General features: G+C 65.1%; 18 protein-coding genes. 4 read left to right on the forward strand and 14 right to left on the reverse strand.

What is annotated here, in order from left to right:
- Positions 1 to 2: 2 nt before the first annotated feature.
- The 13 genes from lpxA to rpsB form a co-directional block, all read right to left on the reverse strand.
- Positions 3 to 779 (reverse strand): acyl-ACP--UDP-N-acetylglucosamine O-acyltransferase, encoded by a 777-nt coding sequence (gene lpxA, locus OGL92_RS05545; protein ID WP_263141441.1) that lies wholly within the window; start codon positions 777 to 779, stop codon positions 3 to 5.
- The gene (gene fabZ / locus OGL92_RS05550; RefSeq protein ID WP_263141442.1) at positions 776 to 1,216 is read right to left on the reverse strand and encodes a 3-hydroxyacyl-ACP dehydratase FabZ; all 441 of its coding nucleotides are present in this window, start codon (positions 1,214 to 1,216) and stop codon (positions 776 to 778) included. The genes lpxA and fabZ overlap by 4 nt, the downstream gene beginning before the upstream one ends.
- A gap of 127 nt (positions 1,217 to 1,343) precedes the next feature.
- A complete protein-coding gene (gene lpxD, locus OGL92_RS05555) occupies positions 1,344 to 2,405 on the reverse strand; it encodes a UDP-3-O-(3-hydroxymyristoyl)glucosamine N-acyltransferase (RefSeq protein WP_263141544.1) in 1,062 nt (353 codons plus the stop codon).
- Positions 2,405 to 2,908: an OmpH family outer membrane protein gene (locus OGL92_RS05560; protein ID WP_263141445.1), complete on the reverse strand. Its 504-nt coding sequence runs from the start codon at positions 2,906 to 2,908 to the stop codon at positions 2,405 to 2,407. The genes lpxD and OGL92_RS05560 overlap by 1 nt, the downstream gene beginning before the upstream one ends.
- Before the next feature lie 49 nt (positions 2,909 to 2,957).
- A complete protein-coding gene (gene bamA, locus OGL92_RS05565) occupies positions 2,958 to 5,345 on the reverse strand; it encodes an outer membrane protein assembly factor BamA (RefSeq protein WP_263141448.1) in 2,388 nt (795 codons plus the stop codon).
- Positions 5,346 to 5,417: 72 nt separating this feature from the next.
- Entirely contained in the window at positions 5,418 to 6,770 is a 1,353-nt protein-coding gene (gene rseP, locus OGL92_RS05570) for an RIP metalloprotease RseP (protein ID WP_263141450.1), read from the reverse strand.
- A gap of 30 nt (positions 6,771 to 6,800) precedes the next feature.
- Positions 6,801 to 7,991, reverse strand: a complete 1,191-nt coding sequence (gene ispC / locus OGL92_RS05575; protein ID WP_263141452.1) for a 1-deoxy-D-xylulose-5-phosphate reductoisomerase — start codon at positions 7,989 to 7,991, stop codon at positions 6,801 to 6,803.
- Positions 7,988 to 8,803 (reverse strand): phosphatidate cytidylyltransferase, encoded by an 816-nt coding sequence (locus tag OGL92_RS05580; RefSeq protein WP_263141453.1) that lies wholly within the window; start codon positions 8,801 to 8,803, stop codon positions 7,988 to 7,990. Before OGL92_RS05580 ends, ispC begins: the two co-directional genes overlap by 4 nt.
- On the reverse strand, positions 8,803 to 9,561 hold the full coding sequence (uppS, locus tag OGL92_RS05585; protein ID WP_263141455.1) for a polyprenyl diphosphate synthase: 759 nt from the start codon (positions 9,559 to 9,561) through the stop codon (positions 8,803 to 8,805). The genes OGL92_RS05580 and uppS overlap by 1 nt, the downstream gene beginning before the upstream one ends.
- Positions 9,562 to 9,576: 15 nt before the next feature.
- A complete protein-coding gene (gene frr / locus OGL92_RS05590; RefSeq protein WP_263141457.1) occupies positions 9,577 to 10,134 on the reverse strand; it encodes a ribosome recycling factor in 558 nt (185 codons plus the stop codon).
- Positions 10,131 to 10,874 (reverse strand): UMP kinase, encoded by a 744-nt coding sequence (pyrH, locus tag OGL92_RS05595; protein WP_263141459.1) that lies wholly within the window; start codon positions 10,872 to 10,874, stop codon positions 10,131 to 10,133. The genes frr and pyrH overlap by 4 nt, the downstream gene beginning before the upstream one ends.
- Before the next feature lie 186 nt (positions 10,875 to 11,060).
- Positions 11,061 to 11,930: a translation elongation factor Ts gene (gene tsf, locus OGL92_RS05600; RefSeq protein ID WP_263141461.1), complete on the reverse strand. Its 870-nt coding sequence runs from the start codon at positions 11,928 to 11,930 to the stop codon at positions 11,061 to 11,063.
- 127 nt (positions 11,931 to 12,057) lie between these two features.
- Entirely contained in the window at positions 12,058 to 12,804 is a 747-nt protein-coding gene (gene rpsB, locus OGL92_RS05605; RefSeq protein ID WP_263141464.1) for a 30S ribosomal protein S2, read from the reverse strand.
- 301 nt (positions 12,805 to 13,105) lie between these two features.
- Here rpsB and map point away from each other — a divergent pair, with 301 nt between their 5' ends.
- The 3 genes from map to dapC all read left to right on the forward strand — a co-directional run bounded on the left by map (position 13,106) and on the right by dapC (position 17,925).
- A complete protein-coding gene (map, locus tag OGL92_RS05610; RefSeq protein WP_263141466.1) occupies positions 13,106 to 13,906 on the forward strand; it encodes a type I methionyl aminopeptidase in 801 nt (266 codons plus the stop codon).
- Between the two features lie 67 nt (positions 13,907 to 13,973).
- Positions 13,974 to 16,676, forward strand: a complete 2,703-nt coding sequence (locus OGL92_RS05615) for a [protein-PII] uridylyltransferase (protein ID WP_263141469.1) — start codon at positions 13,974 to 13,976, stop codon at positions 16,674 to 16,676.
- A 55-nt stretch (positions 16,677 to 16,731) separates the two neighbouring features.
- The gene (gene dapC, locus OGL92_RS05620; RefSeq protein WP_263141471.1) at positions 16,732 to 17,925 is read left to right on the forward strand and encodes a succinyldiaminopimelate transaminase; all 1,194 of its coding nucleotides are present in this window, start codon (positions 16,732 to 16,734) and stop codon (positions 17,923 to 17,925) included.
- Between the two features lie 20 nt (positions 17,926 to 17,945).
- Here dapC and OGL92_RS05625 read toward each other — a convergent pair whose 3' ends face one another.
- A complete protein-coding gene (locus tag OGL92_RS05625) occupies positions 17,946 to 19,580 on the reverse strand; it encodes a Na+/H+ antiporter (protein WP_263141473.1) in 1,635 nt (544 codons plus the stop codon).
- Positions 19,581 to 19,919: 339 nt separating this feature from the next.
- Between OGL92_RS05625 and OGL92_RS05630 the strand changes: the two genes are divergently transcribed.
- Positions 19,920 to 20,702, forward strand: a complete 783-nt coding sequence (locus OGL92_RS05630) for an FkbM family methyltransferase (RefSeq protein WP_263141475.1) — start codon at positions 19,920 to 19,922, stop codon at positions 20,700 to 20,702.
- Positions 20,703 to 20,865: the final 163 nt, after the last annotated feature.

Genomic DNA, 20,865 nt, shown 5'->3' on the forward strand with positions numbered 1-20,865 from the left:
GGTCAGCGGGTGATGCCGCGGGTGGACGTCTGGATGGAGTCGCGGAATACCGCGACTTCGGGGAACTGCAGGGCTGCCTCGGTCAATTCGGCCAGGGCCTGCTCGACCATCAGCCCCTGGCGGTAGACCACCTTGTAGGCGCGTCGCAACGCGTGGATCGCCTCGGCGGAGAAACCGCGCCGGCGCATGCCTTCGAAATTCATGCTGCGGGCTTCGGCCGGGTTGCCGAAGACCGTGACGTAGGCCGGAACGTCCTTGCCGATCGCCGTCCCCATGCCGGAAAAGCTGTGGGCGCCGATGCGGCAGAACTGGTGGACAAGGGTGAAGCCCGACAGGATGGCCCAGTCGTCCACGTGCACGTGGCCGGCCAAGGCGGTGTTGTTGACCAGGATGCAGTGGTTGGCGATGACGCTGTCGTGCCCGATGTGGACGTAGGCCATGAACAGGTTATGGTCGCCGATCGTGGTCTCGGCGCGGTCCTGGACGGTGCCCCGGTGAATGGTCACGCCTTCGCGGATGGTGTTGTGGTCGCCGATCACCAGGCGGGTGGATTCGCCCTTGTACTTGAGGTCCGGGGTGTCCTCCCCCACCGAGGAGAACTGGAAGATGCGGTTGTGCTTGCCGATACGAGTGGGGCCCTTGACGATCACGTGCGGGCCGACCACGGTCCCCTCGCCGATTTCCACATCGGGTCCAATGATCGACCAGGGGCCGACCTGAACGCCATCCGCCAGCTTTGCCGACGGATCGATGATGGCGCGAGGGTCAATCAAACTCATAGTTTGCGTTCCGCACAGATGATTTCCGCCGAGCACACCTCTTTGCCGTCGACGCTGGCCTGACACTCGAACTTCCAGATGCTCCGCTTGACGCTGATGAAGGACGCCTCGAGGATCAGTTGGTCGCCGGGCAGGACCGGCTGGCGAAAGCGCAGCTTGTCCGAACCCACGAAGTAGTACAGGGTGCCGTCCGCCGGTTTCACGTCGAGCATCTTGAAGCCGAGAATACCCGCCGCCTGGGCCATCGCCTCGATGATCAGCACGCCCGGCATGATCGGGTGCTCGGGAAAGTGCCCGTTGAAGAACGGCTCGTTGATGCTGACATTCTTGTAGGCGCGAATGCGCTTGCCTTCGACGTCGAGGTCCACCACCCGATCCACCAGCAGGAAAGGATAGCGGTGCGGCAAGTATTCGCGAATCTCGTTGATGTCCATCATGTCCGGGGAAGCCTGTATAGAAAGATAGAAACGCGCGACAGCACGAGGCGTTGCGCGTCAAGACGAAGCGGGGCGGCGGCACAGACCGGCCGGAGCAATCCGGCAGGGGCCGACACAATACGGGGAATCAGGCATCAGATGAGGAATCCGCCTCCGAGGTCACTGCGGCCAAGCGCTTTTCCAAGTGCTGCAGACGCTTCGCCATGTCATCCAGCTGGCGGATGCGCGCGGCGCTTTTCCGCCACTCGGCCGCCGGCTGCATGGCGGTTCCCGAGGAATAGGCGCCGGGCTCGCTGATCGAACGGGTGACCATGGTCATGCCGGTCACGAAGACGTGATCGCACAATTCGATGTGCCCCACCAGCCCGACCCCGCCAGCCAGCATGCAATGGCGGCCGATCTTGGCACTGCCGGAGATGCCCACGCAGGCGGCCATGGCCGTGTGGTCGCCGATCTGCACGTTGTGCGCGATCATGATCTGGTTGTCCAGCTTGACCCCATTGCCGATGACGGTGTCAGCCAGGGCGCCGCGGTCGATGGTGGTATTGGCGCCGATTTCCACATCGTCGCCGATGAGGACGCCACCGATCTGGGCGATCTTCTGCCAGACGCCTTTTTCGTTGGCGAACCCGAAGCCCTCGCCCCCGATCACCGCGCCGGACTGGATCACCACCCGCGCGCCGATGGTCACATCGTGATAGAGGGTGACCCGCGGGGCCAACCAGCCGCCCTCGCCTATTTGGCTGCGGGCGCCGACGACGCAATGGGCGCCGATGGTCACCCCGGCACCGATGCGGGCACCGGCCTCGATGACCGCGTAGGCACCGACACTGGCGCTGGCATCCACCTGGGCGTCGGCCGCGATCAGCGCCGTCGGATGAATTCCGGGCCGCGCCTGCGGCTTGGCATCGAACAGATGGGACAGCTCGGCGTAGGCCAGATAAGGATTGTCCACCACCAGCGCGCTGCCGTGAAAGCCTTCGGCATCGGCAGCGGTCAGCAGGACCGCGGCGGCACGGGTATCGGCGAGAAACTTGCGGTACTGGGGATTGGCCAGGAAAGACAAATGGCCAGGGCCCGCCTCCTGCAAGGTGGCGAGCCCTTCGATGCGCACCTCGGCATCGCCCTGCAGGCGACCGCCGAGGCGTTCGGCCAGTTGGCCGAGGGTGAAAACCATCGCGCTCATGATCAGCGCAGCTGGTTCATGCGCTCGATGACTTGGCGGGTGATGTCGTACTGCGGCTTCACGTCGACCACCGCACCGCGCTCCAGCACCAGGTCATAGGAACCTTTCTTCAACACTTCCTCGACGGCCTTGTCCAGCTTCGGCTTGAGCTGCTTGAGCATGTCGCGATCGGAAGCGGCCTTGGCCTCGTTGAGCTCCTTGGACTGGAACTGGAAGTCACGCGCCTTCTGCTTGAACTCGAGCTCGAGGCGTTCGCGCTCGGCCTGCTGCATCTTCTCGCCTTCCTTGGATACGCGGTCCTGGATGCGCTTGGCATCGCTTTCGAGGGTTTTCAACTTATTCAGCTGCGGGCCGAATTTCTTCTCCGCATCCACGGCATATTTCTTCGCCGCATCGGATTCCAGCAGCGCCATCTGGTAGTTCAGCACGGCGATCTTCATCTCGGCGAAGGCCGGATTCGCCAGCAACACGGCGCTGAACAGGACGAGTTGGGTCAACTTACGCACAATGGCACTCCTGCAACAAATACTGTTGCCTGTATCGACGATCGAAGGATCAGAAGGTTTGGCCCAGGGAGAACTGGAATATCTGCGTATCCCCGTCGTCCGGTTTCTTGATCGGCATGCCCAGGCTGAAGCTCAAGGGCCCCAGTGCGGTGATCCAGGTCAGGCCGACGCCTACGGAACTGGCCAAATCGCCAGCGTTCAAGCTACTGCAATCCTTGGCACCGGACGGGCAACTGGTGTCGAAGACGTTACCGACGTCCCAAAACAACACCGTGCGCAACTGGCGCTGATCTTTGACGAACGGCAGCGGGAAGAGCAATTCCACGCCGCCTTGAACCAGCACGTTGCCGCCGAAGGACAACGGGTCCTGGTCGGGGTCGGTGCAACGCCCCTTGGAGTCACACTGCCCCGAGGGCAGTCTCCCATTCGGACCATAGGCGACGCTGGGCGTGCTGCGGGGACCGAGGGTGCTGTCCTTGAACCCGCGCACCGAGTTGAAACCGCCGGCGTAGTAGTGCTCGTAGAACGGCAGCTCGGAAGTGGAACCGAAACTATCGCCATAGCCGAGCTCAGTGTGGAAGCGCAGCGAGGTGGTCTGGGTCAGAGGGGCGAAGATCTGACCGCGATAATCGAGCTTGTAGAACGACAGGTCGCTGCCCGGAACCGTGGTTTCGAACACCAGGCTCTGGGAATGGCCGCGCGTGGCCATCACGCCCTTGTTCAGGGTCGACTCTGACCAACCGGCGGAGGCCTTGAAGTTCAGGTAGCTGTCGCCTTCGTTGTCGATGAAGTCGTAGATTTCGTTGACGGTGTAGCGACCGGTGTCGATGCTGTCCTGCTGGGCACTCAAGCCGAAGGTCAGGCGCGACGTTTCGCTGATCGGATAACCGACGTTGACCCCCGCACCCAGGCTGTTGACCGAGTAGCTGGAGATATCGACATCCAGATCGTCATAGTCGGTTTTGCGGTAGAAGGCGTTGTAGCCAAGGCTGACGCCATCGACGGTCCAGTAGGGATCGACGAAGCTGAAGTTGTAGCGGCTCTGGTATTCGCTGCGGGTGAGGCCGATGCTCACCTTGTTGCCGGTACCGAGGAAGTTGTTCTGGCTGATCGAACCGCCGAGGATCAGGCCTGCGCTCTGGGCGAAGCCCACGCTCGCGGTGATGGAACCGGACGGTTGTTCCTCGACGCTGTAGTTGACGTCGACCTGATCGTCGGAGCCCGGTACCTGCGGCGTCTCGACGTTGACTTCCTTGAAGAAGCCCAGGCGCTCCAGGCGCGTCTTGGACTGGTCGATCAGATAGGTGGAGGCCCAGCCGCCCTCCATCTGGCGCATCTCGCGACGCAGCACTTCGTCTTCGGTCTTGGTGTTGCCGCGGAAGTTGATGCGGTTCACGTACGCCCGCTTGCCCGGGTCGACGACGAAGGTCAGGGATACGGTCTTGTCTTCGTCGTGGGGCTCGGGTACGCCGTTGACGTTGGCGAAGGTGTAGCCCTCGTTGCCCAGGCGGCGGGTGATCAGCTCGGAGGTGGTGGTCATCACCTTGCGCGAGAACACTTGGCCCGGCTTGGCCAGCAACAACCCCTTGACCTCGTCTTCCGGGACCTTGAGATCGCCGGAGAGCTTGACGTCGCGCACCGTGTACTTCTCGCCTTCGGCGATGTTCACGGTGATGTAGACGTGCTTCTTGTCGGGGGTGATGGATACCTGGGTCGAGGAAATATCCATATTGATGTAGCCGCGGTCGAGGTAGTAGGAGCGCAGTCGCTCCAGATCGCCGGACAGCTTTTCGCGAGCGTACTTGTCGTCGTTCTTGAAGAACGACAGCCAGTTGGTGGTCTTCAGCTCGAACAGGCCATTCAGGTCTTCGTCGGAGAAGACCGTGTTGCCCACCACGTTGATGTGCTGGATCGCCGCCACCGTGCCTTCGTTGATGTTGATCTTCAGCGCGACGCGGTTGCGGGGCTGAGGAATCACCTCGGCATCGATCTCGGCGGAATAACGACCCTGCGCCACGTATTGGCGCTGCAGCTCGTTACGAACCCCTTCGAGGGTGGCGCGCTGGAAAATCTCGCCTTCGGCCAGGCCCGATTGGTTGAGGCCCTTGAGCAGATCCTCGCTGGAAATCGCTTTGTTGCCTTCGATTTCGATGCTGGAAATAGACGGCCTTTCCACCACGCTGATGACCAGGACATTGCCATCGCGGCCGAGCTGGATGTCCTGGAAAAAGCCTGTCTTGAACAGGGAACGGGTAGCGTCCACCAGGCGGCGGTCGTCAGCCTGTTCGCCGACGTTGAGTGGCAGGGCACCGAACACGCTGCCGGCGGAAACCCGCTGCAGGCCGTTTACACGGATGTCGGAGATGGTGAAGGACTCGGCGTGAACCTCAGAGATCATGAGTGCGGCAAGCACCGCAGGTAGCAGCAGGCGTTTCATGAGGTCCTTTTTTCCAACGGATTATAAGGAATCCGCCGACACAGCGCGGCGGACTCGGAATTCGGCGTCACGTTACAGACGACTCAGATCGTTGACCAAGGCGAGCAACATCACCCCAACGACCAGACTGATGCCGATCTGCACACCCCAGGCCTGCACTCGCTCCGACACCGGACGTCCACGCGCCCACTCGACCAGATAGAACAGCAAATGCCCCCCATCGAGTACGGGGATCGGCAAAAGATTGAGCACTCCAAGGCTTATGCTCAGGTAGGCGAGGAAATTCAGAAACTCCCCTACCCCGGACTGGGCTGAAGCGCCCGCCACTTTAGCAATGGTTATCGGCCCACTCAAGTTTTTTACCGAGAGCTCGCCGAGCAGCATTTTCTTTAGGGAATCCAGGGTTAGCACACTCATGGACCAGGTTCTGGAAAAGGCTTCCCCCAGCCCGTCCAGAATGCCGAAGCGTACCTCGCGGATCATTTCCGGCGGCCACTCGACCATCTGGGGACCCGCCCCCAGGTAGCCGCTGCGAGCCTTGCCCTCGCCCCGGGCACTCAGGGTCACCGGTACGTCGAGGCGCTGGCCGGCCCGCTCGATGCCCAGCGTAACGGCGGATTCGGGCCGCGCGCGCAGCCACTCGACCAACTGCTGCCAGTCCTGAACGGCCTGGCCGTCCAGAGTCAGGATGCGATCTCCAGGCGACAGTCCGACCGCTTCGGCCGGGCTGTCGGGGGCGATTTCGGCGAGCACCGCGGGCATCGCCGGGCGCCACGGGCGTATCCCCAACGAACCGATCGGATCCGGCTCCTCTTCACCCTGCAGCCAATCCTTGACCTCGACCCGGTGCAGGGTTTCCACGGTGGAGCCCTTTTCGAGCACGCTGAAATCGAGGGTGCCGCTTTCGCCGAGACGACGCACCAGTTGCAGATTCACCGCCGACCAGCCACTGATCCGCTTGCCATTCACCGCGACGATTTCCTGATCGGCGGCGAGCCCGGCTTCCGCCGCGGGGCTGGCGGGCTGGACCGAACCGATCAGCGGGCGCAGTTGCTGGCTGCCCAGCATCGCGAGGACCCAGAAGAAGAGCAACGCCAGTAGGAAGTTGGCGATGGGCCCGGCGGCGACGATGGCAATGCGCTGGCCGACGGTTTTCCGATTGAACGCCTGATCGAGCCATTCGGCAGGCACTTCGGCCTCGCGCTCGTCGAGCATCTTGACGTAGCCGCCCAGGGGAATCGCGGCGAGGACGAATTCGGTGCCCTGGCGGTCGTGCCAGCGCAACAGCGGCCGCCCGAAGCCGACGGAGAACCGCAGCACCTTCACGCCGCAACGGCGAGCGACCCAGAAATGCCCGAACTCATGGAAGGTGACCAGCACGCCGAGCGCGATCAGGGTGCCGAGAATCATGTAAAGCGTGGTCATCGTAATCCTCCGGAACCAAGGCCCGACCGATCAGCCGGCATGGCGCATCAGCCATGTCCGCGCCGCGGCGCGGGCGCACTCGTCGACGGCCAGCACCGCCTCGAGGCTATCCAGCGGCTGTACCGGCTCGCGGGCGAGAACGTCGTCGATGATACTCGCGATTTCGGTGAAGCGGATGCGCCGCTCCAGGAAAGCCGCGACCGCCACTTCGTTGGCGGCGTTCAGCAGGGCCGGCGCGCTGCCGCCACACTCGGCGGCCTGGCGGGCCAGACGCAGACAGGGAAAGCGCTGTTCGTCCGGGGCCTGAAAGTCCAGGCGCCCGATGGCGAACAAGTCGAGCGGCGACACCCCGGAGTCGATCCGCTGCGGCCAGGACAGAGCGTGGCTGATCGGCGTGCGCATGTCGGGGTTGCCCAGTTGCGCCAGCACTGAACCGTCCACGTAATCCACCAGGGAGTGGATGACGCTCTGCGGATGGATCACCACCTCCACCTGGGAAGGCCGCGCGTCGAACAGCCAGCAGGCTTCGATCAGTTCCAATCCCTTGTTCATCATGCTGGCGGAGTCCACGGAGATCTTCCGTCCCATGGACCAGTTGGGGTGGGCGCACGCCTGTTCGGGCGTCACCGCGGCGAGTCGCTCTGCCGGCGTCTCGCGGAAGGGGCCGCCCGAGGCGGTCAGCAGGATGCGGCGCACGCCGACCTGCCCCAGGCCTTGGGCGTAGTCGCCCGGCAGGCACTGGAAAATCGCATTGTGCTCACTGTCGATGGGCAACAGCAGCGCACCGCTGGTACGCACGGCCTGCATGAACAGCGCGCCGGACATCACCAGGGCTTCCTTGTTGGCCAGCAGGATGCGCTTGCCGGCCTGCACGGCCGCGAGGGTCGGCTTGAGGCCGGCCGCGCCGACGATGGCCGCCATCACCGCGTCCACCTCGGGGTGCGCCGCCACCTCGCACAACCCGGATTCGCCCCAGAGCACCCGGGTCGACAATCCGGCGCCGGCGAGCGCGTCCTGCAGGCGACGCGCGGTCTCGGGCTCGGGCACCACGGCGAAATGCGGCCGATGGCTCAGGCACAGCGCCTTCAACTCGTCCAGACGGCTGAAGCCGGTCAAGGCGAAGGCCTGATAGCGTTCCGGATGGCGGGCGATCACATCCAGGGTACTGAGGCCGATGGAGCCAGTGGCGCCGAGTACGGTAATCCGTTGGGATCGGGTCACGGATGGCCCCAGCCCGCGAGCCAGAGCAGCATGGCGAACACCGGAATAGCCGCGGTCAGGCTGTCGATGCGATCGAGCACCCCACCGTGGCCGGGCAGCAGGTTGCTGCTGTCCTTCACCCCGGAACTGCGCTTGAACATGCTTTCGGTGAGGTCGCCGACCACGGAGATCGCCACCACCACCGCGGCGCCCCCGAGGCCGAGCACGAATTGCCCGACGCTCCAGTCGCGGTAGAACCCCACCGCGGCCGTGATCAACAGACTGGTCAGCAGGCCACCGATCATGCCTTCCCAGCTCTTGCCGGGGCTGACCGCCGGGGCCAGCTTGCGCCGCCCGAACGCCTTGCCGGAAAAGTAGGCGCCGATGTCGGCCGCCCACACCAGCACCATCACCGCCAGGATCAGGCCATTCGCCAAAGGCCACTGCTTGAGCAGAACCAGGCCCTGCCAGGCCGGCAGCAGGATCAACAGACCGATGAAGGCCTTACCCGGAAGCCCACCCCAGAAGCGGCTGCTGGCGGGATAGCCGAGCACCAGCAGGATCGCCACCAGCCACCAGCACAGGCCCGCGACCAGCAGCCAGGGAGCCAGCGCCGGCTGGGCGTGGATCAGCGCCAGCAGCAGCGCCACCAGCACCGCGTAAGCCACCCGCGCCGGTTGTGCCGCCAGGCCCGCGAGGCGCGCCCATTCCCAGGCCCCCAGCGTGACGACCAGGCCGATGAACAAGGCGAAGGCGATGCCGTCGAGCCAGAAGAACCCTGCCAGGGCGATGGGTAACAGCACCAGCGCAGTGATGACACGTTGCTTCAACATTAGACGCGGGCCTCTGCATCGATTTGTTCGCTGGTCTTGCCGAACCGGCGCTGGCGCATGGAGAAATCGGAAAGCGCCTTGCGCATGGCGTCATGCTTGAAATCGGGCCAGAACAGATCGGAGAAATACAGCTCGGCATACGCCAACTGCCAGAGCAGGAAGTTACTGATGCGGTGCTCGCCGCCGGTGCGGATGCACAGGTCGGGAAGCGGCGCCTCGGCGGTCACCAGGCAGCGCTGCAAGCGCTCCGCGCTGATGTCCTCGGGCTGCAGACGGCCTTCCTGCACTTCGCGGGCAAGGCGCTGGGCGGCCTGGGTGATGTCCCATTGCCCGCCATAATTGGCAGCGACCTGCAGGACGAACCGGTTCTGCGCCGCGGTCATGGCCTCGGCATCGGCCATGGCGGCCTGCAACTCCGGGTGGAAGCGCGAACGGTCGCCGATGATGCGCAGACGGATGCCGTTCTCGTTCAGACGACGCACTTCTCGGCGCAGCGCGGAAAGGAACAGCTCCATCAACGCGCTGACCTCGTCCGCCGGGCGCTGCCAGTTCTCGCTGGAAAAGGCGAACAGGGTGAGCACTTCGACACCGGACTCGGCGCACACCTCGATGACCGCGCGCACCGCGTCGACGCCGGCCTTGTGCCCGGCCACGCCAGGCAGCAGGCGTTTCTTCGCCCACCGGTTGTTGCCATCCATGATGATCGCCACATGGCGCGGCACGACCGGCGGAGCGCTTTTCCGTTGACTCTTATCCATGACGCATCCGGGCCGTCAGACGGCCATCAGGTCCGCTTCCTTGGCTTCGAGAGCCTTGTCGGTCTCAGCGACGTACTTGTCGGTGAGTTTCTGCACCTCGTCGGCCGCGCGACGTTCCTCGTCCTCGCTGATCTCCTTTTCCTTCACCAGATCCTTGAGCTGGGCCAGGGCATCGCGACGGATATTGCGCACGGCGACCCGGGCGTGCTCCGCCTCGGCACGCGCCTGCTTGGTGTAGCCCTTGCGGGTTTCCTCGGTCAGCGCGGGCATCGGCACGCGGATGACGGTGCCGGCGTTCGAGGGGTTCAGCCCCAGGTCGGAGGTCAGGATGGCCTTCTCGACGGCGGCGATCATGTTCTTGTCGAACACGCTGAGCTTGAGCGTCCGGGAATCCTCGACCGAAACGCTCGCGACCTGGTTCAGCGGGACCAGGTCGCCGTAGGCGGGAACGCGTACGCCGCCGAGGATATCCGGGTGGGCACGGCCGGTGCGGATCTTGGCGAAGGCGTGACCCAGCGACTCGAGGGTCTTCTTCATGCGTTCCTGAGCGTCTTGCTTGATCTCGTTGATCATTGTCCGTCTTCCTCGATCAGAGTTCCTTCCGCGCCGCCGACCACGATGTTCAGCAGGGCGCCCGGTTTGTTCATGTTGAAGACCCGCAACGGCATCTTCTGGTCGCGGCACAGGCAGATCGCCGTCAGGTCCATGACGCCCAGCTTGCGGTCCAGTACCTCGTCGTAGGTCAGGTGCTCGAACTTCTCGGCGTTGGGATCCTTGAACGGGTCCGCGGTGTACACACCATCCACCTTGGTGGCCTTCAATACCACATCGGCGTCGATTTCGATGGCCCGCAGGCAAGCGGCGGAGTCCGTCGTGAAGAACGGGTTGCCGGTGCCGGCGGAGAAGATCACCACTTCGCCACTGCCCAGGTGCCGCATCGCCTTGCGTCGATCGTAGTGGTCGGTCACGCCGACCATCGAAATGGCAGACATTACCAACGCCGGGATGTTCGAGCGTTCGAGCGCATCGCGCATGGCCAGCGCGTTCATCACGGTGGCGAGCATGCCCATGTGGTCGCCGGTGACCCGGTCCATGCCGGCGGCGCTCAGGGCGGCGCCGCGGAACAGGTTGCCGCCGCCGATCACCAGCCCGACCTGCACGCCGATACCGACCAGTTGGCCGATTTCCAGGGCCATGCGGTCGAGGACCTTGGGATCGATGCCGAACTCTTCCGCCCCCATCAGGGCCTCGCCGCTGAGTTTGAGCAGAATGCGTTTGTAGCGAGGTTGGCGACCACTCACCTGCTGAGCCATTGCGTGTCTCTCCTGCGGCGTGAAATTAGCGGAGCCCGAAGCTCCGGCGGTTGGCGCACGGGGCGCATGGCGACGAATGCGGCGGCCGCCACGGAAGCCGGCCCGAATCGGCTCCCCAATTTGACGAAGAGGCCGCGCGCGTGAGCGGGCAGCCTCTTCCGGGCGACAGTGCGGGACTGCCTTGACTTACTGCTTGGTCGCGGCGACTTGGGCAGCCACTTCGGCGGCGAAGTCGACTTCGGCCTTCTCGATGCCTTCGCCCACTTCGTAGCGCACGAAGGAAACGATCTCGGCACCGGCCTTCTTGGCCAGGTCGCCGATCTTCACTTCCGGGTCCTTGACGAACGGCTGCTCGACCAGGCTGGCTTCGGCGAGGAACTTGTTGATCCGGCCCTTGACCATGTTCTCGACGATGTTTTCCGGCTTGCCGGCGATCTTGTCGGCGTTCAGGGACAGGAAGATTTCCTTTTCCTTGGCGACCGCTTCCTCGGAAACCTGCGACGGGTCGAGGAATTGCGGGTTGCTCGCCGCCACGTGCATGGCGATGTCGCGGGCCAGTTCGACGCTGCCGCCCTTCAGGGTGACCAGCACGCCGATACGGTGGCCGTGCAGGTAGGAACCCACCACGTCACCTTCCACGCGGGTCAGCCGGCGAATGTTGACGTTCTCGCCGCACTTGGCCACCAGGGCTTCGCGGGCGGACTCTTGCGCCGCGATCAGCGGAGCCGCATCGGTCAGCTTGTCGGCGAAGGCTTTTTCCACGCTGTCGGCGACGAAGGACTTGAAGTCGTCCTGCAGCGCCAGGAAGTCGGTCTGGGAGTTGACTTCGATGATGACGGCAGCCTTGTTGTCGCCTGCCACTTTTACGGCGATGGCGCCTTCGGCGGCGATGTTGCCAGCCTTCTTGGCGGCCTTGATCGCACCGGCTGCACGCATGTCGTCGATGGCTTTTTCGATGTCGCCACCGGCGGCCGCCAGGGCTTTCTTGCAATCCATCATGCCCTGACCGGTGCGCTCGCGCAGTTCTTTAACCAGGGCTGCAGTGATTTCTGCCATGTTCGCAATCCTCTTGAAGGTGTTCTCGACCATTCCACCCGGCGGGCCGGGTGCTTCAATATCCAAGGTGGCAAAAAGGGGGCTTAGCCCCCTTTTTGCTCACCGGCTAACCCGTGGCGACCCGGCCTCAGCCTTCGGCGGCCTCGGGCGCGGCAGCGGCTTCTTCGACGAACTCGTCGGCGCCGCCGTTGGCGTTCTGGCGACCTTGCAGCACGGCATCGGCCATAGCGCTGAGGTACAGCTGGACGGCGCGGATGGCGTCGTCGTTACCCGGGATGATGTAGTCCACGCCTTCCGGGCTGCTGTTGGTATCGACGATGCCGATGACCGGGATGCCCAGCTTGTTGGCTTCGGTGATGGCGATGCGCTCGTGGTCGACGTCGACGACGAACAGCGCGTCCGGCAGACCGCCCATGTCCTTGATGCCGCCCAGGCTGCGATCCAGTTTTTCCAGGTCGCGGGTGCGCATCAGGGCTTCTTTCTTGGTCAGCTTGGCGAAGGTACCGTCCTGGGACTGAGTCTCCAGGTCGCGCAGGCGTTTGATCGAAGCACGAATGGTCTTGTAGTTGGTCAGCATGCCGCCCAACCAGCGATGGTCGACGTACGGCGAGCCGCAACGGGACGCTTCTTCGCGGACGATCTTGCCGGCGGAGCGCTTGGTGCCGACGAACAGGACCTTGTTCTTGCCTGCGGCGAGTTTCTCAACGAAGGACAGCGCCTCGTTGAACATCGGCAGGGTTTTTTCCAGGTTGATGATGTGGATCTTGTTGCGCGCGCCGAAAATGTACTTGTCCATTTTCGGGTTCCAGTAACGGGTCTGGTGGCCGAAGTGCACACCGGCCTTCAGCATGTCGCGCATGTTGACTTGAGACATTTCAATTCCTCGAATAAGTCGGGTTAGGCCTCCACGCATCCCAATATCCAACCCTTCCGGGCACCCAGGATATCGTGTCGATGCATGTGTGGGTTAAGGCTTCCGGGCGACAGCCCATGAAAGCGGCGCGTTTTATACCACAACCTCGCCGGCCAGGCTAGCGGCCGAGCGAGTCGCTCGGCGCCCGACGCGTCGGCGCGACGCCGGTGGGGGAGCGCCTGCAGCCGCCCGGCAGCTTCTGCTAGAATCGGCCCTCACCGTTTTTTGCCTTGCGCCCGCGCGCGCCTTCCAGAGAGTCCGCATGACCGTCACCATCAAGACGCCCGAGGAAATCGAAAAAATGCGCATCGCCGGCCGTCTGGCCGCCGAAGTGCTGGAAATGATCGGCGAGCACGTCAAGCCGGGGATCACCACCGAAGAGCTGGACCGCCTCTGCCACGAGCACATCGTCCAGGTCCAGCAGGCCATTCCCGCGCCGCTCAACTACGGTGGCGCGCCGGGGCGCATGCCGTTCCCGAAATCCATCTGCACCTCGCTCAACCACGTGGTGTGCCACGGCATCCCCAACGAGAAGCCGCTGAAGGACGGCGATGTGATGAACATCGACGTCACCGTCATCAAGGACGGCTACCACGGCGACACCAGCAAGATGTTCATGGTCGGCAAGGTGCCGGAATGGGCGGAAAGGCTGTCCCACGTCACCCAGGAGTGCCTGTATAAAGGCATCGAAGTCGTTCGGCCGGGCGCGCGCCTGGGCGATATCGGCGAGGTGATCCAGAAGCACGCCGAGAAGAACGGCTTTTCCGTGGTGCGCGACTACTGCGGGCACGGGATCGGCCGGGTGTTCCACGAAGAGCCGCAGGTGGTCCACTACGGCCGCGCCGGCACGGGCATGGAACTGCGCGAGGGGATGATCTTCACCATCGAGCCGATGATCAACCAGGGTCGCGCGGAAACCCGCCTGCTCGGCGACGGCTGGACCGCCATCACCAAGGACCGCAAGCTGTCGGCGCAATGGGAGCACACCATTCTGGTCACCGCCACGGGCTACGAGATCCTCACCCTGCGGAGCGACGACACGTTGCCGCGCACCTCGGCCTGAGGTCGCGGCGGCGCCATTCCCCGGGCTCGACCGAGCCCGGCAGCGATACCCGAGCGAGGAAGGCAGCATGCCGCAGATGGATCCGGAGTTGTTCGACCGCGGCCAGTTCCAGGCGGAACTGGCCCTGAAATCCAGCCCCATCGCCGCGTTCAAGAAGGCCATCCGCCAGGCCCACGACGTGCTCGACGCGCGCTTCGCCGAAGGCCGCGACATCCGCCGCCTGGTGGAGGACCGTGCCTGGTTCGTCGACCAGATCCTGCGCGCGGCCTGGGCCCGTTTCGACTGGAGCGCCGACGCCGAGATCGCCCTGCTGGCGGTCGGCGGCTACGGCCGCGGCGAACTGCACCCCTACTCCGACATCGACCTGCTGATCCTGCTGGACGGCGGCGACCACGAAGTCTTCCGCAGCGCCATCGAGGGCTTCCTCACCCTGCTCTGGGACATCGGCCTGGAGGTCGGGCAGAGCGTGCGCTCGGTGGCCGAGTGCGCCGAAGAGGCGCGCGCCGACCTGACGGTGATCACCAACCTGATGGAAAGCCGCACCATCGCCGGCCCGGAGCGCCTGCGCCTGCGCATGCAGGAGGTCACCGGCGTCGAGCACATGTGGCCGGGGCGCGAGTTCTTCCTGGCCAAGCGCAGGGAACAGAAGGCCCGCCACGCCAAGTACAACGACACCGAGTACAACCTGGAGCCCAACGTCAAGGGTTCCCCCGGCGGACTGCGGGACATCCAGACCATCCTCTGGATCGCCCGCCGGCAGTTCGGCACGCTCAACCTGCACGCCCTGGTCCAGCGCGGCTTCCTGGTGGAAACCGAGTTCAGCATGCTCGCCTCCAGCCAGGAGTTCCTCTGGAAGGTGCGCTATGCCCTGCACATGCTCGCCAAGCGGTCCGAGGACCGCCTCTTGTTCGACCACCAGAGCCGCATCGCCAGCCTGCTCGGCTACGAGGACAACGACGCCAAGCTGGCCATCGAGCGCTTCATGCAGAAGTACTACCGGGTGGTGATGGCCATCTCCGAACTGAGCGAGCTGATCAACCAGAATTTCGACGAAGTCATCATGCGCGACGGCGAGCCCGGCCCGGCGAAGCCGCTCAACAGTCGATTCCAAGTCCGCGACGACTACCTCGAAGTCACCCACGCCAACGTCTTCAAGAGAACGCCCTTCGCCATCATGGAGATCTTCGTGCTGATCGCCCAGCACCCGGAGGTCAAGGGCGTGCGCGCCGACACCATCCGCCTGCTGCGCGACAGCCGGCACCTGATCGACGACGACTTCCGCCGCGACATCCGCAACACCAGCCTGTTCATCGAGCTGTTCAAGTGCACCCAGGGCATCCACCGCAACCTGCGGCGCATGAACCGCTACGGCATCCTCGGCCGCTACCTGCCGGAATTCGGCCACATCGTCGGGCAGATGCAGCACGACCTGTTCCACATCTATACGGTCGACGCCCACACCCTGAATCTGATCAAGCACCTGCGCAAACTGAAGTGGCCGGAACTGGCGGAGAAATTCCCCCTGGCGAGCAAGCTGATCGATCGCCTGCCGAAGCCGGAGCTGATCTACCTGGCCGGCCTCTACCACGACATCGGCAAGGGCCGTGGCGGCGACCATTCCGAGTTGGGCGCGGTGGATGCCGAGGCCTTCTGCGCGCGCCACCAGTTGCCCGCCTGGGACAGCCGGCTGATCGTCTGGCTGGTGCAGAACCATCTGGTGATGTCCACCACCGCCCAGCGCAGGGACCTCTCCGACCCCCAGGTGATCTTCGACTTCGCCCGCCTGGTAGGCGACCAAACGCGCCTGGACTACCTCTACGTGCTCACCGTCGCCGACATCAACGCCACCAACCCCAGCCTGTGGAATTCCTGGCGCGCCAGCCTGCTGCGCCAGCTGTATACCGAGACCAAGCGGGCCCTGCGCCGCGGGTTGGAGAACCCGCTCGATCGCGAGGAGCAGATCCGCCAGACGCAGACCTCGGCGCTGGACATCCTGGTGCGCAACGGCACCGACCAGGACGACGCCGAGCAGCTCTGGTCGCAACTCGGCGACGACTATTTCCTCCGGCACACCGCCAACGACGTCGCCTGGCACACCGAGGCGATCCTCCAGCACCCGGCCGGCAACGACCCGCTGGTGCTGATCAAAGAAACCGCGCAGCGGGAATTCGAGGGCGCCACCCACATCTTCATCTATGCGCCCGACCAGCACGATTTCTTCGCCGTGACCGTGGCCGCCATGGACCAGTTGAACCTGAACATCCACGACGCCCGGATCATCACCTCCACCAGCCAGTTCACCCTGGACACCTACATCGTGCTGGACGCCGACGGCGATCGGATCGGCGACAACCCCGCGCGCATCAAGGAAATCCGCCAGGGCCTGATCGACGCGCTGAAGAACCCGGACGACTACCCGACGATCATCCAGCGCCGGGTGCCGCGCCAGCTCAAGCACTTCGCCTTCGCGCCGCAGGTGACCATCTACAACGACGCGCAGCGGCCGGTGACCCTCATCGAGGTGATCGCCCCGGATCGTCCCGGCCTGCTGGCGCGGATCGGGCGGATTTTCCTCGACTTCGACCTGTCGCTGCAGAACGCCAAGATCGCCACCCTCGGCGAACGGGTGGAAGACGTTTTCTTCGTCACCGACGCCCACAACCAGCCGCTGTCCGACCCCGAGCTCTGCACCCGCCTGCAGGCCGCCATCATCGAGCATCTGTCCCAGGCCAACGGGCAGACGGTCGAGCTGTCGCGGATCGGCATTTGAATACGCCGGCGCCGCACCGGCGCCAGGCCCGCAGCCGCGGACGAGAGGAATCCCGATGAACCGCATCCTGAACCAGTTGCAGCCCTACCCCTTCGAGAAGCTCCGCGCGTTGCTGGCCGAGGTTCGCCCCCCGGCGGACAAGCGCCCCATCGCCCTGTCCATCGGCGAGCCCAAGCACCCCTCGCCGGATTTCGTCGCCGAGGCTCTGGCGGCGAACCTGGACCAGATGGCGGTCTACCCGACCACCCTCGGCCTGCCCGCCTTGCGCGAGGCCATCGTCGCCTGGTGCGAGCGTCGCTTCGGCGTGCCGAGCGGCTGGCTGGACGCCGCGCGCCACGTGCTGCCGGTGAATGGCACGCGGGAGGCGCTGTTCGCCTTCACCCAGGCGGTGGTGCAACGCGACGCCGACGGCCTGGTGGTCAGCCCGAACCCCTTCTACCAAATCTACGAAGGTGCCGCCCTGCTGGCCGGCGCCACCCCGCACTACCTGCCGTGCCTCGCGGAAAAGGGCTTCAACCCGGATTTCGACGCGGTGCCGACGGACGTCTGGCGGCGCACCCAAATCCTGTTCCTCTGCTCGCCGGGCAACCCCACCGGCGCGCTGATTCCCCTGGACGTGCTGCGCACGTTGATCGCCCTGGCCGACGAATACGATTTCGTGATCGCCGCCGACGAGTGCTACAGCGAGCTGTATTTCGACGAGGATGCGCCGCCACCGGGCCTGCTCAGTGCCTGCGCGCAACTGGGCCGCCGCGATTTCAAGCGATGCGTGGTGTTCCACAGCCTGTCCAAGCGTTCCAACCTGCCGGGGCTGCGCTCGGGCTTCGTCGCCGGCGACGCCGAGATCCTCAAGGCCTTCCTGCTCTATCGCACCTACCATGGCTGCGCGATGCCGGTGCAGACCCAGTTGGCGAGCGTCGCCGCCTGGAACGACGAGGCGCACGTGCGCGCCAACCGGACGCTGTATCGGGAGAAATTCGCCGCGGTGCTGGACATCCTCGACGGCGTGCTGGACGTCCAGCGCCCGGATGGCGGTTTCTACCTGTGGGCGAAGACGCCCGGGGACGACACCGCGTTCGCCCGCGACCTGTTCGCCCGCGAGCACGTCACCCTGGTGCCCGGCTCCTACCTGTCCCGTGAAGTGGACGGGGTCAATCCCGGGGCCGGCCGCGTGCGCATGGCGCTGGTGGCGCCCCTGGCCGAGTGCGTCGAGGCGGCCGAGCGGATCAAGGCCTTCGTGCGGGCGTGAGCGACGGGCGATGCCGGCGCTCAACCGCGCTGCTGCATCGCCTCGCTGATGTCCAGTTCGCGCAGGATATCGCGCACCACGTCGTCGTCGATCAGGTGCTCGCGGCGCAGGCGATAGAGTTCCAGTCGCTGGGCGCGCAGGGCCTGTAGCCGCAGGCGCTGCTCCAGCCCCTGGATGGTGCGGAACTTCGCCTGGCCCTCGCCGGAATCGCTGGTGTCCAGTTGCTTGCGGTATTCGGCCATGATGTTCGCCTTCACCTCGGCGGCCAGCGCGGCGGCCTCCACGTCCTCGGAGCGGTCCTCGTTCTGCGCTTCCAGCGCGCGGATCGCCGCGGCTGCGGTCTTGCGCCAGATCATCCGCCGCTCACGCTCGCGCCATTCCTCGTCGTCCGGCGGCAAGCCGCGCAACAGCAGCGGCAGGCCGATGCTGGCGACCAGCAGGGACAGCAGGATCACCCCGGCGGCGATGAAGATCAGCAGGTCGCGCTCGGGAAACGCCTCGCCATTGCCCAGCAACAGCGGCAGCGACAGCACGCCGGCCAGGGTCACCGCGCCGCGCACCCCGCTCAGCGACAGCACCACGGTGATGCGCATGTACGATTGCCCGGAAAAACGGCTGGGCCGGCCGCGCCACTCGCGTACCCGCGCCGACAGGCGCCAGTAGCCGTACATCCACAGGAAGCGCAGCAGCATCAGCACCAGGAAGATCGCCAGCACCTCGACGAACAACAGCGCCGCGGTCGACCACAGCTGTTCGCTGTGGCGGGTCGCGGCCTTGACGATATCCGGCAGTTGCAGGCCGAGGAGCAGGAAGATCAGCCCATTGAAGGCGTATTCGAGCATGGCCCAGACGCTGTGGTTGAGCAGCCGGGTGGCGGTCTGCCGGGGCAACAGATCGACGCGGCTCTGCATCATCCCGGCGGCCACCGCCGAGAGGATGCCGGATACGCCCAGGTGCTCGGCCGCCACGTAGGCGGCGAACGGCAGCAGCAGCATGAACACCACGTGGGTCGCGGGATCGTCCCAGCCGCGCCCGATCATCCAGGCCCGCACACGGCCGACCAGCGCGCTCAGCAGCAAACCGACCACCAGTCCGCCCAACGCCACCAGGACGAAGGTGAAACTGGCATCGCCGAGGGAGAACACCCCGGTCAGCGCCGCGGCCACGGCGAATTTGAAGGTGACCAGGCCCGACGCATCGTTCATCAGCGCCTCGCCTTGCAGCACGTGCATCAGGCTGCGCGGCAGGCGCCCCTGGACGATGGCCGAGACCGCCACCGCGTCGGTGGGCGACAGCACCGCGGCGAGGGCGAAGGCCGCCGGCAAGGGGATGCTCGGGATCAGCAGGTGGATGAACCAGCCGGCGCCGAGCACGGTGAACAGCACCAGGCCGAACGCCAGGGTCAGAATCGGCGTGCGAAAGCGCCAGAATTGGCCTTTCGGCATGCGCCAGCCGTCGACGAACAGCAGCGGCGGAATGAACAGCAGAAGGAACAGCTCCGGGTCCAGGCGCACGTGCAGGCCGAACGCCGGCAGCGCCAGCAGCGCCCCGACGACGATCTGGATGATCGGCAAGGGCGCCGGAATGAACTGTGCGGTGAGCCGAGTACCCCCGACCACCAGCAGCATGATCAGGATGGTGTAGAGGAGTTGCATGCGGAAGTATCCATCGAAAGCGGAACGGCCAGGGCGGCGTCACACCGCTGAGCGATTGACAGTCTACCGGGCAAAATGCTCCGGCGCGGCGCTCCCCTCGCGGTCTTTTTCATCACCGGGCCCCACGCGCGAGCTCTTCCCGGGCCATGCCGCGCCGGGCTTTCCGGCGCGGTCCACGGAACCGCTTGGCTGCGCAGGCGAGGCGTCGCCAGGGGCGCGACGGCTGCTCGGCGAGCGTCCCGCTGGCGATCTCCGGGCGGCCCATGGCCGCCTCGCCCGCAATCCGGTTATGGTTACGCCCTTGCCGGCGGCCCATCCGTCATTCACCGAGCGAGCACGATGATCAAGCGGGAAATCTCCATAGGCGACACCCGGTATCTCCTGGAAGGCGATGAGGACTACCTCGGCCGCATGCCCGAGGACTTCGAGAGCGACACCGTGCGCCTCATCGAGGCGCTGGTGGACCCCGCCCGGCCGAACGTCGACGTGGGCGCCAACATCGGCCTGACCAGCCTGCTGATCGCCCGCCTCGCCCCCTTGCGAACGCTCATCGCCATCGAGCCGGTACCCGCCGCCTACGCCTGCCTGGAGCACAACCTGGCCAGGGAAAACGTGGAGTTGCTCAACGTCGCGGCCGGCCGTGAACGCGGCTCGGTCTCGATGTACGTCGACCAGCGCAACCTGGCCACGTCCTTCATCGCCGACGTGGGAACCGACGGCGCCTATGCCATCCCGGTGATGACCCTGGACGAGATCCTCGGCGAGCGCGACGTCGGCTTCGTCAAGATCGATGTCGAAGGCTTCGAGCTGGAGGTCCTCGCCGGTGCTCACGCGACGCTGGAACGTTGCCGGCCGCTGGTCATGCTGGAGATGAACCACTGGTGCCTGAACGTGTTCCGGCGCATCGCCCTGCCGGATTTCCACGAGCGCCTGCTGGACATCTTCCCCGTCCTCTATGCCCTCGAGCAGGGAGAGGCGGTGGAGTTCACCCGGGAGAACGCGGGGCGCATCTTCGAAGCCCATATCCTTGGCGGAATGAAGTACATGAACCTGGTCGGCGGCTACGACAGGGCCGACCTGGAAGATCGCCTGTCCCGCTACCGCGCGGCCCACCGGCAATAGTGATCGGCCTTTACCCGAGGCGCGCGCGGCTACCGGCCCTGGCGGGATACGCGTCGGTCCGGTGCCGGCTCACCGCGGCGCCACGCCGGGCATGCCTGCCGACGACGACACGGCACCGAACGGGCAACGGCCCGTCACGATGGCCGGCAGCGGCGCGGGAATC

This window comes from Pseudomonas sp. RIT-PI-AD (assembly GCF_025642785.1).
Taxonomy (GTDB): Bacteria; Pseudomonadota; Gammaproteobacteria; order Pseudomonadales; family Pseudomonadaceae; genus Pseudomonas_T.